Source organism: Maritimibacter sp. 55A14 (assembly GCF_003122205.1).
Lineage (GTDB): Bacteria > Pseudomonadota > Alphaproteobacteria > Rhodobacterales > Rhodobacteraceae > QEYE01.
Map to the genome: position 1 here is coordinate 28267 of NZ_QEYE01000015.1, position 12450 is coordinate 40716.

General features: G+C 68.9%; 15 protein-coding genes. 5 read left to right on the top strand and 10 right to left on the bottom strand.

The genetic code is table 11. The annotated features are described in order from the left end of the window. Window positions 1-5: 5 nt before the first annotated feature. From deoC to DDZ14_RS13250, 4 genes are all read right to left on the bottom strand, one after another. The gene (gene deoC, locus DDZ14_RS13235; RefSeq protein ID WP_109425466.1) at window positions 6-1016 is read right to left on the bottom strand and encodes a deoxyribose-phosphate aldolase; all 1011 of its coding nucleotides are present in this window, start codon (window positions 1014-1016) and stop codon (window positions 6-8) included. Window positions 1017-1096: 80 nt separating this feature from the next. Next, window positions 1097-1891 (bottom strand): metal ABC transporter permease, encoded by a 795-nt coding sequence (locus DDZ14_RS13240; RefSeq protein WP_109425467.1) that lies wholly within the window; start codon window positions 1889-1891, stop codon window positions 1097-1099. Further along, window positions 1891-2682, bottom strand: coding sequence for a metal ABC transporter ATP-binding protein (locus DDZ14_RS13245; RefSeq protein ID WP_109425468.1), 792 nt, complete (start codon window positions 2680-2682; stop codon window positions 1891-1893). The genes DDZ14_RS13240 and DDZ14_RS13245 overlap by 1 nt, the downstream gene beginning before the upstream one ends. Continuing rightward, entirely contained in the window at window positions 2679-3164 is a 486-nt protein-coding gene (locus DDZ14_RS13250) for a transcriptional repressor (protein WP_109425469.1), read from the bottom strand. Before DDZ14_RS13250 ends, DDZ14_RS13245 begins: the two co-directional genes overlap by 4 nt. An 81-nt stretch (window positions 3165-3245) precedes the next feature. Between DDZ14_RS13250 and DDZ14_RS13255 the strand changes: the two genes are divergently transcribed. Further along, on the top strand, window positions 3246-4259 hold the full coding sequence (locus DDZ14_RS13255; RefSeq protein ID WP_109425470.1) for a zinc ABC transporter substrate-binding protein: 1014 nt from the start codon (window positions 3246-3248) through the stop codon (window positions 4257-4259). A 70-nt stretch (window positions 4260-4329) separates the two neighbouring features. Then, window positions 4330-5172: a 2-dehydro-3-deoxygalactonokinase gene (locus DDZ14_RS13260; RefSeq protein ID WP_146193141.1), complete on the top strand. Its 843-nt coding sequence runs from the start codon at window positions 4330-4332 to the stop codon at window positions 5170-5172. A gap of 125 nt (window positions 5173-5297) precedes the next feature. On the opposite strand, the gene DDZ14_RS13265 is transcribed toward DDZ14_RS13260, so the two are convergent. The 3 genes from DDZ14_RS13265 to DDZ14_RS13275 are packed head-to-tail and all read right to left on the bottom strand — an operon-like array spanning window position 5298 to window position 7791. Beyond that, window positions 5298-6281: a threonine/serine dehydratase gene (locus tag DDZ14_RS13265; protein ID WP_109425472.1), complete on the bottom strand. Its 984-nt coding sequence runs from the start codon at window positions 6279-6281 to the stop codon at window positions 5298-5300. Continuing rightward, window positions 6263-7102: an alpha/beta fold hydrolase gene (locus DDZ14_RS13270; protein WP_369915028.1), complete on the bottom strand. Its 840-nt coding sequence runs from the start codon at window positions 7100-7102 to the stop codon at window positions 6263-6265. Before DDZ14_RS13270 ends, DDZ14_RS13265 begins: the two co-directional genes overlap by 19 nt. After that, window positions 7102-7791 carry a haloacid dehalogenase type II gene (locus tag DDZ14_RS13275; RefSeq protein WP_109425474.1) on the bottom strand — a complete coding sequence of 230 codons (690 nt, stop codon included), beginning with the start codon at window positions 7789-7791 and terminating at the stop codon, window positions 7102-7104. The genes DDZ14_RS13270 and DDZ14_RS13275 overlap by 1 nt, the downstream gene beginning before the upstream one ends. 179 nt (window positions 7792-7970) lie before the next feature. On the opposite strand from DDZ14_RS13275, the gene DDZ14_RS13280 reads away from it, so the two are divergent. Then, window positions 7971-8399 carry a peptidylprolyl isomerase gene (locus DDZ14_RS13280; protein WP_109425475.1) on the top strand — a complete coding sequence of 143 codons (429 nt, stop codon included), beginning with the start codon at window positions 7971-7973 and terminating at the stop codon, window positions 8397-8399. 73 nt (window positions 8400-8472) lie between these two features. On the opposite strand, the gene DDZ14_RS13285 is transcribed toward DDZ14_RS13280, so the two are convergent. Genes DDZ14_RS13285 through fabA form a run of 3 tightly spaced genes read right to left on the bottom strand, consistent with a single transcriptional unit; the run spans window position 8473 to window position 11030 of the window. Further along, window positions 8473-9261, bottom strand: a complete 789-nt coding sequence (locus tag DDZ14_RS13285) for an enoyl-ACP reductase (protein WP_109425476.1) — start codon at window positions 9259-9261, stop codon at window positions 8473-8475. Between the two features lie 4 nt (window positions 9262-9265). Beyond that, window positions 9266-10489, bottom strand: a complete 1224-nt coding sequence (gene fabB / locus DDZ14_RS13290) for a beta-ketoacyl-ACP synthase I (protein WP_109425477.1) — start codon at window positions 10487-10489, stop codon at window positions 9266-9268. Window positions 10490-10523: 34 nt separating this feature from the next. Further along, window positions 10524-11030: a bifunctional 3-hydroxydecanoyl-ACP dehydratase/trans-2-decenoyl-ACP isomerase gene (fabA, locus tag DDZ14_RS13295; protein WP_109425478.1), complete on the bottom strand. Its 507-nt coding sequence runs from the start codon at window positions 11028-11030 to the stop codon at window positions 10524-10526. A gap of 171 nt (window positions 11031-11201) precedes the next feature. Between fabA and irrA the strand changes: the two genes are divergently transcribed. Both irrA and DDZ14_RS13305 read left to right on the top strand, forming a co-directional pair. Then, the gene (gene irrA / locus DDZ14_RS13300) at window positions 11202-11618 is read left to right on the top strand and encodes an iron response transcriptional regulator IrrA (RefSeq protein WP_109425479.1); all 417 of its coding nucleotides are present in this window, start codon (window positions 11202-11204) and stop codon (window positions 11616-11618) included. Between the two features lie 92 nt (window positions 11619-11710). After that, entirely contained in the window at window positions 11711-12445 is a 735-nt protein-coding gene (locus DDZ14_RS13305; protein ID WP_109425480.1) for a glutamine amidotransferase, read from the top strand. The last annotated feature ends 5 nt before the right edge of the window (window positions 12446-12450 follow it).

Here is a 12450-nt window from a genome sequence, read left to right on the forward strand (position 1 = left end):
CCCGGTCATCCCATCGGCATCTGCCAGGGTGCCGGGGCATGCCCCCAGACCAGCACACCCAGCCGTTTCTCGATAGCGCCCAGAAGGCTCGACGCGCCGAAGCGGAAGAGGCCGGGCGTCAGCCAGTCGTCGCCCGCCTCCGCCTGTACCAGCGCCATCCAGGACAGCGCGTCCGCGGCCTTTGATATCCCGCCCGCGGGCTTGAAGCCCACACGCGCGCCGGTCTCTGCCTCGTAGGCGCGGATCGCGCGCAGCATGGTCAGCGAGACGGAAAGGGTGGCGTTGACCGGCTCCTTGCCGGTCGATGTCTTGATGAAATCCGCCCCGGCCATCATCGCGACCATGCTGGCGCGCGCGACATCGGTGAGGCTGCCCAGTTCGCCGGTGGCCAGGATCGCCTTGAGATGCGCAGGGCCGCAGGCTTCGCGGAAGGCGCGGATCTCGGCGTGGAGGGCGGCCCAATCGCCCAGCAGGACATGGCGGCGGGAAATCACGATGTCGATTTCGTCTGCGCCCGCGGCGACGGAGCGGCGCACCTCGTCCACCCGCAGGTCGAAGGGCGAGAGCCCTGCCGGGAAGCCCGCCGAGACCGCCGCCACCGGGATGCCGCTACCCGCGAGGGCCGCGCGCGCCGCCGGGATCATCTCGTGATAGACGCAGAGCGCGGCGGTGTGCAGCCCCTCCGCCGCCGGTCCCAGTGCCCCGGTCAGCGCGGGGCCCAGCGGGGCGCGGGCCTTGGCGGCCAGGCGGCGCACCCGGCCGGGCGTGTCATCGCCCGAGAGCGTGGTCAGATCGGTCAGCGCAATGGCGCGCATCAGCCAGGCGGGCTCCTGCGCGGGCGCCACGGGGCGGCGCGTGGCGATGGTATGGGCTTGCGATGCGGTTGCGCGGGCATTGACGCGGATCGCCGCGATCCGGTCGGCATCGAAGGCCAGGCCCGGATTGCGCACGGGCGGCGGCGGGTCGGTGTCGCCGCCGACCGGGCGGAGCGGTGCGCGCGCGCGCTCGTCGGGCATGGGGCGGGTTCCTTCGCGGCCACGTGCGGGGCCACGAGGGTTGCATGACCGACGGGCGCGCGCAAGCGCGGGCGTGCGGTTCAGCCCCGGTCCAGAAGCGCCGAGACGCCGGCGACCAGCGCGAAGCCCCCGGCGGCCACGGCGACCATGCTGGGGCCGGTGGGCGTGTCGGCCATCCAGGAGAGCCAGAGCCCCGCCAGCGCCGCGCCTCCCGCCAGAAACACCGCCGCTGCCGCCATCGCCTCGGGCGAGCGCGCGAGCCCCCGCGCGGTTGCCGCCGGGATGATCAGCATGGCCGAGATCAGCAGCGCCCCCACAACCTTGATGGCGACCGCCACGACCAGCGCCAGCGCCAGTGTCAGCACCATCCTCTCGCGCCGCGGGTCGAGCCCGGCGGCAAAGGCCAGATCGGCGTTGAGCGTGGCGGTCAGAAGCGGCGACCAGCGCCAGACCAACAGCGCCAGGACCGCTCCCGCGCCGGTCCAGATCACCGCCAGGTCGGTGCGGCTGACGGCCAGGATGTCGCCGAAGAGATAGGCCGTCAGATCGACCCGCACACCGTGCAGGAGCGACACCGCGACCAGCCCCAGCGCCAGCGCCGCATGGGCGGTCACGCCCAGCAGCGTGTCGGTCGAGTGCTGCCGCCCACTCAGCGCCGCGACCAGACCCGCCGCCGCCAGCGCCACCGCCAGAACGCCGGTGAAGATCGACAGGTCGAAGGCCAGCGCAAGCGCCACGCCCAGCAACGCGGCATGGGCGGTGGCGTCGCCGAAATAGGCCATGCGCCGCCAGACCACAAAACAGCCCAGCGGGCCGGCAGCCAGAGCAAGCCCCAGCCCTGCAAGCCCGGCGCGGATCAGGAAATCGTCCAGCATCACGGCGCCCGCCCGTTCGTGGAATGCTCGTCCGCGGAATGGTCGTGTCTGCAGTCCCCGGCGTCCTCTCCCTGCGGAGCGGCGCCGTGGCTGTGGTCGTGCTCATGTCGGTAGAGCGCCAGCGTGCCGCCGGTACCCGGCCCGAAGAGCGCCCGGTATTCCGGCGCCTCCGACACGACGGTCGGCGTACCCTCGCAGCAGACATGGCCGTTGAGGCAGATCACCCTGTCGGAGGCGCTCATCACCACATGCAGGTCGTGGCTGACCATTAGCACCGCCGCGCCGGTCTCCGCGCGCAGGGTCTCGATGAGCTGGTAGAAGGCCGCGGTGCCGGGCTGGTCGAGCCCCTGCGTTGGTTCGTCGAGCACCAGGATATCGGGGCGGCGCAGGATGGCGCGTGCCAGCAGCACGCGCTGGAACTGGCCGCCGGAAAGCTGCGCCATGTCGCGGGTGCCGATCCCCTCCAGCCCGACGCGGTCCAGCGCGGCGGCGACCTGCGCGGGCGGCTGCCGGTCCGGCAGGTCGAGGAAACGCGCGACGGTCACGGGCATGGTGCGGTCCACCTCCAGCCGTTGCGGCACATAGCCGATGCGCAGCCCCGGCGCGCGGCGCAGCCGGCCGCGTGCGGGCCGGAGCGCCCCGATCAGGCAGCGGATCAGCGTCGACTTGCCGGACCCGTTGGGGCCGACGACGGTGACGATCTCGCCGCGTTCGATGCTGAAATCGACATCGCGCAGCACCACCATCCGGCCCAATCGAACGGTCACGCCTTCTGCGTCGATCAGGCTCATGCCTCCTCCGCGCCGCGGCAGGCGGGGCAGAGGCCGACCGCCTCGATCACTGCGCGTTCCACCGTGAAGCCCGCATCGCCGGCGGCCTGGTCCAGCGCCCCGCGCACCGCCGCCGTATCGGCTTCGGCCACCGTGTCGCAGCCACGGCAGATCAGGAAAGCGGGGTCGTGGCGCTCGCCCGGATGCATGCAGGCGGTGAAGGCGTTGAGACGGCGGATGCGGTGGGCAAAGCCGTGATCGACGAGGAAATCGAGCGCCCGGTAGGCCACCGGCGGCTGGGTGCCCAGCCCTTCGTCGGACAGCCGCGCCAGCACGTCATAGGCGCCGGTCGCGGCATGGGCCTCGAGCAGGATTTCCAGCACCCGGCGGCGCACCGGTGTCAGGCGCAGCCCCTCGCGCTTGCAGATATCCTCCACCCGGCCGAGCACGCCGCGCACACAGCCCGTGTGGTCGTGGCGTTCGAATGCGGAATGGTCGGGCATGGCGCTGGTTTTCCCGGTTGTGTTATAATATTACATACCATATGTTGGTGACGAACCCCTGATAGGCAAGGACAGGATGCAATGAAAGCGATTTTTTTGGCGATTGCGGCCGGGGCGCTGCTGGCGGGTGCGCGTGCCGGGGCCGAGCCTCCGCGCGTGGTGGCCGATATCGCGCCGGTCCATTCCCTCGTCGCGCAGGTGATGGCGGGCGTGGGCGAGGCGGAGCTGCTGTTGCCGCCGGGGGCCTCGCCGCACGGCTACGCGCTGCGCCCCTCCCAGGCCCGCGCACTTTCCGAGGCCGATCTGGTCTTCTGGGTCGGTCCCGGCCTCACGCCCTGGCTGGAGGACGCATTGAAAACGCTGGCGGGAGATGGCGCGACGGTGGCGCTGCAGGAGGCCGAAGGCGTGCGCCTGCTGGACTATCGCGAGGGCGCGACATTCGCCGCGCATGACCACGGGGACGATGAAGGGCACGGGGAACACACGGGTCACGACAATCACGATGCCGATGACGCCCATGAGGACCACGACGACCGTGCGGCGCAGGACGACCACGACGCGCATGATCACGGCGACCACGATCCGCATATCTGGCTCGACCCGGTTAACGCCGCCGCGATCGTCGATGCCGCCGCCGCGCATCTGGTGGCGGCCGATCCCGGCAATGCCGAAACCTACCGCGCCAATGCGCGCGCAGCGCGGGCGCGGCTTGACGCGCTCAATTCAGAGATCGCCGCGCAGCTTGCACCGCTGCGTGGCCGGCCCTTCGTGGTGTTCCACGACGCCTATCACTATCTCGAGGCGCGCTACGACATCGAGGCCGCCGGGGCACTCTCGGTTGGGGACGCCGCCGATCCCGGCGCCGCGCGGGTGGCGCGCATCCGCGACGCGATCCGCGATCTGGGCGCGCGCGGCGTCTTCGCCGAGCCGCAATTCGATCCGCGCCTCGCCGATAGCCTTGCCGAGGCCGGCGGCGCGCGGCTGGGCGTTCTGGACCCGCTGGGCGCGGAGATCGCGCCGGGACCGGACCATTACGCGACGTTGATGCGCGGGATCGCGGGAGCCATGACCGCCTGCCTGGCGGAGGGCGGCTGATCCCCGCCGGGCTGGACAATCGGCCCACGGGCAGGCATCCCGGCCGGGAAGCTTGAAGAAGGAGCGCACGATGGCGCAACCGGACTGGATCGCGGCGGATGCCGGCGCCGGCGGGGCAGGGGCCTGGGCCATGACGGAAGCGGGCGAGGTTCTGGACCGGGCCGAACCGCCGCCGGGCGGCAGGGTCACGCTGGCCGATCTGAGTTCGCGCTGGCTGGTTTCCGGCGCGCGGGTGCCGGTGCTGGCCTGCGGTCTGACCGCGGCGGAGGCAGCGCGTAAGCTGCCTTGCGCGCCGCTGGAGCCCGGCCCGCCGCTTGCCGTCGGCGCCGACGACCCGAGCATGGCATTGCGCCTCGTGCCGGGGCTGCGGCAGGACAACCCGCCGGTGCTGACCGAAGGCGCGGAGACCCGGATCGCGGGCTTTCTGGACGGGCGCCCGGATTTCGACGGTGTGCTCTGCCTGACCGGCGCCATGAGCCTCTGGGCGCATGTCAGCGCGGGCGAGGTTGTCAGCATGCGCGCCTTCCTGAGCGGTGAGTTGGCCGGGGCTGCCGGCGTCGCGGCCATGCCCGACCCTGCCGCGGTGGCCGACGCGGCGGCCGATACGATTTCGCGCCCCGAGGCGTTGGCCGCGAAACTGGCCGAAGCCCGGACCGCGCTGCGTCTGGGCCTGATGGTGCCGGAGGCCGCGCAGGCGGGGATCGCGGGCGCGCTGATCGGCGCGGAACTGGCGGCCGCGCGGCCCTATTGGCTGGGCCAGGAGCTGGTGCTGGTCGGATACCCCGCGGAAACCGCGCTCTACAGCGCCGCACTGGCCGCGCAGGGGCTCGCGCCCCAGGCGTTGGACGGCGCCGGCATGGCGCTGGCCGGGCTTTGCGCAGCCTGGCGCGGCCTGGTCGGGACGCGCGCTTGACGGGTCAACCCCGCAGCCGTGGATGCGCCATGATCCGGGCTTGGTCGGTGGCTAGCGTGCCATGCGGCGCCCGCGGGTACGAGCCAGTCAGTCCCAGAGGTTGAATCTGGCGATGCTGACGTCTGTCATGTTGCCGCCTCGTGGCGATCCAGCGCCATCGCGAAGACAGCGGCATCGACATTGCCGCCGGTCGCCACTGCGACCACCGCGTCGCCCGTAATGGCCTCGGGACGGAAGAGCGCGGCGGCCAGCGCCACCGCCCCGCCGGGTTCCAGGACCAGTTTGAGCCGCAGGAAGGCGAGCGCCATTGCGCGCAACGCCTCGTCCTCGGTCACGACGAGGCCCGGACCGCAGAGCCGGCGCAGGATCGGGAAGGTGATCTCGCCGGGGCTGGGCGTGAGGATCGCATCGCAGAGCGATCCACTGCGGCGGCTGTTGACCTCGCGCCGGTCGGAGGCGAGCGAGCGCGCCATATCGTCGAACCCCTCGGGCTCCGCCGTACGGACGCGCAGGCCGGGCGCGCGGGCCTCCAGCGCCAGCGCGATGCCACTGCTCAGCCCGCCGCCGCCGCAGCAGACAAGAACATCGGCCTGCATCACGTCCCTCGCCTGCGCCTGCGCGGCGATCTCCAGCCCCGTGCTGCCCTGTCCCGCGATCACCTGCGGATCGTCGTAGGGCTTGACCAGGGTCAGGCCACGATCCCCTGCGATCCGTGCGCCGATTGCGTCGCGGTCCTCGCCCTCACGGTCGTAGAGCACCACCTCCGCGCCGAGCGCGCGGGTGTTCTCGATCTTCAGGAGCGGTGCGTCCGAAGGCATGATGATGACCGCCGGTGCGCCCAGCGCGGCGGCCGCACGCGCCACGCCCTGCGCGTGGTTGCCCGAGGAATACGCGATCACGCCGCGCCGGCGCGCGGCCTCGTCCAGCGCCGAGATCGCCGCCCAGCCGCCACGCGCCTTGAAGGAACCGGTATGTTGAAGGCATTCCGCCTTGACCAGAACCCGCCGGCCCGCGATCCGGTCGAGAAAGGGTGAGGAGAGGAGCGGTGTTTCCCGGACATGCCCGTCCAGCCGCCGCGCGGCGGCCTCGATCAGCGCAATGTCGACCATGCGGTCTGCTCCAGGAATTCGCCGATCGCGGCCAGGCTCTCGGCCTCGTCGAGGAAGGGGATATGCCCCCGGTCGGGCACTTCGGCAAAGATCATGTCGGGGCGGCGGCGGCGCATCTCGGCCGCCGTTTCGGGTGCGAGCAGGTCGGAATTCGCGCCACGGATCAGGCCGACGGGCAGTCCCTCCAGTGCGTCGAAGAGTGGCCAGAGGTCCGGCGCATCGCCCTCGAAGGCGGCCAGGAAAGCGGTGCGCAGCACCGGGTCGTAATTGATCCTCAGCCCGTTCTCGGTCTGCACGAAATGCCGCGCCGCCTCTTCGCGCCAGCGGCCCGGCGGCAGGTCGGCGAAACCGTCCATCGTGCGCGCCAGCGCCTCGGCGGCGTCGTCCAGCGTCTTGGCCGTCGGATTGCGCCCGACATATTCGCGAATGCGCTCCAGCCCGGCGGGGGCGATGTCCGGGCCGACATCGTTCAGCAACAGTCCAGCCATCCGGTCTTTCGCCGTGGCCGCCATCATCATCCCGATCAGCCCACCGCGCGAGGTGCCGATGATCGCGGCGCGCGGCACGTCCAGATGGTCGAGCAGTTCGACGACGTCGCGTGCCTCCACCGGGACGGTATAGCTGGTATGGTCGGGCGCCCAGTCGGAGGCCCCGCGGCCGCGATAATCGGGCCGGATCAGCCGCACGCCGGAGATATGCGCGGCCATGTAGTCGAAATCGCTGGAATTGCGGGTGAGGCCGGGCAGGCAGAGCACCGCTTGCCCCTCGCCTTCGTCCCGATAGGCCAGGCGCAGGCCGTCGGAGGAGGTGTAGACCCCCATCAGAGCGACTCGGCCAGCCCGGCGATCCCGGTCAGGTCTTCGAGCACATGGGCCGGTTGCCAGGGCAGGCGGTCCATCGGGTCGCCCGCGCGGTTGACCCAGGCGGAGATGAAGCCGTAGCCCGAGGCCGCCGCCGCGTCCCAGCCGTTGGAGGACACGAAGAGCACGTTGCCGGGCGCGCAGCCGAAGCGCTTGCCCACGAGGTCATAGACGCTGCGATGTGGCTTGAAGACGCCGACGCTCTCGACGCTCAGAACGTCGTCGAGATGCCCGCCGATCCCGGCGGAATTCACCGCTCCCGCCAGCATGTCGGGCGATCCGTTGGACAGAATCGCCGTCTCCCGGCCCGCCGCCTTCAGGTCGGCCAGCATCTTCGGCACTTCCGGATAGGCGGCCAGTTCCCAGTAGAGCGCGAGCAGCCTCTCCCGCAGGTCCGGGTCGCCCGAAAGGCCGGTGGCCTCCAGCGCCCAGTCCAGCCCCTGCTGCGTGACCTCCCAGAAATCGGTATGGGCGTCGGCCACGGCGCGCAGCCAGGTGTATTGCAACTGCTTGAGCCGCCAGTGCTCGGCCAGTTTCGGCCAATGTTCGGCGAAGGCCTCGCGGCCGGGTTCGCGGGCCGCCTGCCGCGCGGCGGCGGCCACGTCGAAGAGCGTGCCATAGGCGTCGAAGATGCAAGTTGTGATGGGCATGTGTCGGTCTCCTTCGGCGCGACTTTGGCACAGCCTGAACCGGCTTTGTATCCCCGATTTTCGGCTTCGGGGTTCACATCCGCGCCATGTCCCTTATGTTGGGTTCCACAGCCGGAGTACCTGCGCGAATGGCGCGCGGCCTCTGAAATCAACACCTCCCAGACAAAAAGAGAGTTGCCATGACACAGGCACAAACGGGCGACAAAGTCCGTATCCACTACACCGGCACGCTGGATGACGGGAGCACCTTCGACAGTTCCGAAGGGCGCGATCCGCTGGAATTCACCGTCGGCTCGGGCGAGATCATTCCAGGTCTCGACAACGAGATCGCCGGCATGGAAGTGGGCGAGAAGAAAAGCGTCAAGGTCGACGCCACGGAAGCCTATGGCCCGCACGATCCGAACCGCACGCAGGCGGTCCCGCGCGAAACCGTGCCCGATCACATCCCGCTCGATATCGGCACGCAGCTTCAGATGCAGACGCCCGACGGCCAGGCCGTGGCCGTGAGCGTGGCGGAAGTGACCGAGAACGAAGTCGTGCTCGACGCCAACCATCCGCTGGCCGGCAAGGATCTGAATTTCGCGGTCGAACTGGTCGAAATCGTCTGACGGCGATGCGGGCGGCGGACGCCCACGCGCCGCCGCCCGGTTCCCACGGATCGAAGCCCGGTCCGGGTCCGGATCAGAGGTTGTCCACCTGCGGCATGCCCAGCACGTGGAAGCCGCCATCCACCATGACGATCTCGCCCGTCGTGCAGGCGCCGTAGTCGGAGGCCAGCCACACGGCGGTGCCGCCCACGGCCTCAAGCGTGGCATTGGCGCGCAGGGGCGCGTTGAGTTCCGTCGTGCGGAAGGTCTTGCGGGCGCCGCCGATGGCCGCCCCGGCCAGTGTGCGCATCGGCCCCGGGCTGATCGCATTGACGCGGATGCCTTCCGGGCCAAGGTCGTTCGCCAGGTAGCGCACCGCCGATTCCAGCGCCGCCTTGGCCACGCCCATCACGTTGTAATAGGGCGTCACCTTGTTGGAGCCCTGATAGGTCAGCGTCAGGATCGTCCCGCCATCCTTCATCAACGGCCGCGCCCGGCGCGACACGTCGATCAGCGAATAGCAGGAGATCGTCAGCGAATTGCGGAAATTCTCGCGCGTGGTGTTGATGAACCGGCCCGACAGTTCGTTCTTGTCAGAATAGGCGATGGCATGCACCAGGAAGTCGATGGAGCCCCATTCCTCGGCCAGCCGGGCAAAGGCGCGGTCGAGCGAGGCATCGTCCATCACGTCGGCATCCACGATCAGGTCCGAGCCCAGGCTCTGCGCCAGTGGCTCCACCCGCTTGCCGAAGGCCTCGCCCTGATAGGTGAAGGCAAGCTCCGCGCCTTCGGCCGCCAGCGCCTTGGAAATTCCCCAGGCGATCGACTTCTCGTTCGCGACGCCCATCACAAGCCCGCGCTTGCCTTTCATCAGATCTGCCATCTGCTCATCCGTGATATTTGCTGAAAACAAGCGTCGCGTTGGTGCCGCCGAATCCGAAGCTGTTGGACAGAACCGTGTCGAGCTCCGTCTCGCGCATTTCGGTGACGATTTCCTCCGGCCGTAGTGCCGGGTCGAGTTCCGTGACGTTGGCCGAGGCGGAGATGAACCCTTCCTGCATCATCAGGATGGAATAGATCGCCTCCTGCACGCCGGTGGCGCCTAGGCTGTGGCCCGTCAGCGACTTGGTGGAGCTGATCGGCGGGACGGCGTCCTCGCCGAAGACCTCGCGAACGGCCTTCACCTCGATCACGTCGCCCGCCGGGGTCGAGGTGCCATGCGCGTTGATATAATCCACCTTGCGCTCGCCTATGGTGGAGAGCGCGAGTTTCATCGAGCGTATGCCACCCTCGCCCGATGGGGCCACCATGTCATAGCCGTCGGAGGTTGCGCCATAGCCAGTCAGCTCGGCATAGATCCTAGCGCCGCGCGCCTTGGCGTGCTCCAGATCCTCCAGCACGACGACACCACCGCCGCCGGCGATCACGAAACCGTCGCGCGTGGCGTCGAACGGGCGCGAGGCGGTCTCCGGCGTGTCGTTGTACTTGCTCGACATCGCGCCCATCGCGTCGAAGAGGCAGGAGAGCGTCCAGTCCAGTTCCTCCCCGCCGCCGGCGAAGACGATGTCCTGCTTGCCAAGCTGGATCTGCTCCATGCCGTTGCCGATGCAATGCGCCGAGGTGGAGCAGGCCGAGGTGATGGAATAGTTCACGCCCTTGATCTGGAACGGCGTGGCCAGGCAGGCGGAATTGGTTGAGGACATGCAGCGCGTGACCATGAAGGGTCCCATCCGCTTGGGGCTGCCCTTTTCCAGAACGGCCTTGTGCGCGGTCAGGAAATTCGAGGTCGATGGCCCGCCCGAACCCACGACGAGCCCGGTGCGTTCATTGGAGACATCGCCCGGCTCCAGCCCGCTGTCGGCGATCGCGCGTTCCATCGCGATGTAATTGTAGGCCGCGCCGGGTCCCATGAAGCGAAGCTGGCGCTTGTCGACCTGGTCCTCAAGCACGATGTCGGGCTTGCCGTGGACCTGGTTGCGGAAGCCCAGTTCCGCATATTCCGGTGCAAAGACGATCCCCGACCGGCCCTCGCGCAGGGAACGGGTGACTTCTTCCTTGGTATTCCCGATCGCGGAGACGATCCCGATACCGGTGACGACGACTCGACGCATAGATATTCCCCCTTCGCCTGGCGCTGGCGCGTATTCAGTCCGTGAACAGGCCGACCTTCATGGCTTCGGTCGTGTAGATCTCCTCGCCATCGGCCAACATCCGGCCATTGGCGATGCCCATCTTCAGCTTGCGGTCGATGACCCGTGTGAAATCGACCAGATAGGTCACTTTCCTCGTCTCCGGTGTCACCATCTGCTTGAACTTCACTTCGCCGACGCCCAGCGCCCGGCCGCGTCCGGTCATCCCGCGCCACCCCAGGTTGAACCCCGTCAGTTGCCAGAGCGCGTCGAGCCCCAGGCAGCCCGGCATGACGGGATCACCCGGAAAATGGCAGGCGAAGAACCACAGGTCGGGATGGATGTCGAGTTCCGCCACGACGTGACCCTTGCCGTGCAGCCCCCCGTCCGACGAGATCTCGGTGACGCGGTCCATCATCAGCATCGGCGGTTCGGGCAGTTGCGGATTGCCGGGGCCGAACAACTCGCCGCGCGCGCATTGCAGCAGACCGTCCTTGTCAAAGCTCGTCGGGTAGTCCGGCATCCACAGTCTCTCCCTGGATATTCCCTCTCTGCTCCGTTCCTCCTATCATCGGGTTCGGATGGGTGGCAATAGCCACGCATGCGCGCGCCCGGCCCGCAACTGCGGGATTCCGTTTGAAATGATGCGCACTTGGCTCCATATTATAGCGCAGGATGACAAGTGGTTCGAACGATGAAACCTGAGACGGCGGAGCAGGGTACAAGTTGGCTGCGCGGCGCCGGACTGCGCCCGACGCGCCAGCGTGTCGCGCTCGCGGCGCTCTTGGTGGGCGACGGACAGGACAGGCACGTCACGGCCGAGAGCCTCTATGAGGACGCGCGCTCGTCAGGGGCGGGCGTGTCGCTTGCGACGGTCTATAACACTCTGCGCGCCTTCCGCGATGCAGGGCTCATCAAAGAGATCACGGTCGACGGGACGAAATCCTATTTCGACACCCGCACCGATGACCATCCGCATTTCTTCTGGGAAGACACCGGCGCGCTGACTGACGCACCCAAGGAAGAATTGCGGATCGAAAGCCTGCCCACCGCCCCCGAAGGCACGACCATTTCCAAGGTCGATGTGGTGGTGCGGTTGCGCCGCGACTGACGCGCGCGCGCCGCGGCGGCGTGATGCACGGCATTGACCCCGGACGGCATTGACGGCATCTGAGGGCATCCTCGCCCATCGGTAAGAGCCGCATGTCCCGTTTCCTTGTCCTGCAACTGCGCCCCGAGACGGCGGCCTCCGACGACGAATTCGCGGCCATCCTGCGCAAGGGCGGCCTGTTGCCGGCGCAGGTCCAACGCGTCCGGCTCGATTGCGAGAGCCTGCCGGGGGATCTGCGGCTCGACGACTACGCTGGCGTAATCGTGGGCGGCGGGCCGGGCTGCGTCAGCGACGCGCCGGAGCAGAAATCCCAGACCGAAGCGCGCATCGAGGCCGCGGTGCTGGGCCTCATGCCCGAGATCGCCTCGCGAGATTTCCCCTATCTCGGCTGCTGCTACGGGATCGGCATCCTGGCCCATCATCTGGGTGCAGCGGTCGGCAAGGCGCGCTATTCGGAACCCGTGGGCGCAGTGGACTGCACCCTGACCGATGCCGGCATGGCCGACCCGCTGCTGACCGGCATCGCACCGCGCTTCCGCGCCTTCGTGGGCCACAAGGAGGCGGTGCAGGAATTGCCGCCGGGCTGCGTTCACCTGGCGGCGTCCGGTCCCTGTCCGTTCCAGATGATCCGCTTCGGCAGGAACGTCTATGCCACGCAGTTTCATCCCGAGGCCGACAGCGACGGGTTCGAGACCCGCATTCGCATCTACCGCAACAAGGGCTATTTCCCGCCCCAGGACGCCGAGCGGCTGATCGACATGTGCCGGGCCGAGGACGTTCACATGCCCGAACGCATCCTGCGCAACTTCGTCGTCCGTTATGGCTGACCGCC

What these genes read in the sequence shown, in the direction of transcription:
- deoC (WP_109425466.1), bottom strand. Translation starts at nt 1,016, where the DNA reads ATGCCCGACGAGCGCGCGCGCGCACCGCTCCGCCCGGTCGGCGGCGAC.
- DDZ14_RS13240 (WP_109425467.1), bottom strand. Translation starts at nt 1,891, where the DNA reads ATGCTGGACGATTTCCTGATCCGCGCCGGGCTTGCAGGGCTGGGGCTT.
- DDZ14_RS13245 (WP_109425468.1), bottom strand. Translation starts at nt 2,682, where the DNA reads ATGAGCCTGATCGACGCAGAAGGCGTGACCGTTCGATTGGGCCGGATG.
- DDZ14_RS13250 (WP_109425469.1), bottom strand. Translation starts at nt 3,164, where the DNA reads ATGCCCGACCATTCCGCATTCGAACGCCACGACCACACGGGCTGTGTG.
- DDZ14_RS13255 (WP_109425470.1), top strand. Translation starts at nt 3,246, where the DNA reads ATGAAAGCGATTTTTTTGGCGATTGCGGCCGGGGCGCTGCTGGCGGGT.
- DDZ14_RS13260 (WP_146193141.1), top strand. Translation starts at nt 4,330, where the DNA reads ATGGCGCAACCGGACTGGATCGCGGCGGATGCCGGCGCCGGCGGGGCA.
- DDZ14_RS13265 (WP_109425472.1), bottom strand. Translation starts at nt 6,281, where the DNA reads ATGGTCGACATTGCGCTGATCGAGGCCGCCGCGCGGCGGCTGGACGGG.
- DDZ14_RS13270 (WP_369915028.1), bottom strand. Translation starts at nt 7,102, where the DNA reads ATGGGGGTCTACACCTCCTCCGACGGCCTGCGCCTGGCCTATCGGGAC.
- DDZ14_RS13275 (WP_109425474.1), bottom strand. Translation starts at nt 7,791, where the DNA reads ATGCCCATCACAACTTGCATCTTCGACGCCTATGGCACGCTCTTCGAC.
- DDZ14_RS13280 (WP_109425475.1), top strand. Translation starts at nt 7,971, where the DNA reads ATGACACAGGCACAAACGGGCGACAAAGTCCGTATCCACTACACCGGC.
- DDZ14_RS13285 (WP_109425476.1), bottom strand. Translation starts at nt 9,261, where the DNA reads ATGGCAGATCTGATGAAAGGCAAGCGCGGGCTTGTGATGGGCGTCGCG.
- fabB (WP_109425477.1), bottom strand. Translation starts at nt 10,489, where the DNA reads ATGCGTCGAGTCGTCGTCACCGGTATCGGGATCGTCTCCGCGATCGGG.
- fabA (WP_109425478.1), bottom strand. Translation starts at nt 11,030, where the DNA reads ATGCCGGACTACCCGACGAGCTTTGACAAGGACGGTCTGCTGCAATGC.
- irrA (WP_109425479.1), top strand. Translation starts at nt 11,202, where the DNA reads ATGAAACCTGAGACGGCGGAGCAGGGTACAAGTTGGCTGCGCGGCGCC.
- DDZ14_RS13305 (WP_109425480.1), top strand. Translation starts at nt 11,711, where the DNA reads ATGTCCCGTTTCCTTGTCCTGCAACTGCGCCCCGAGACGGCGGCCTCC.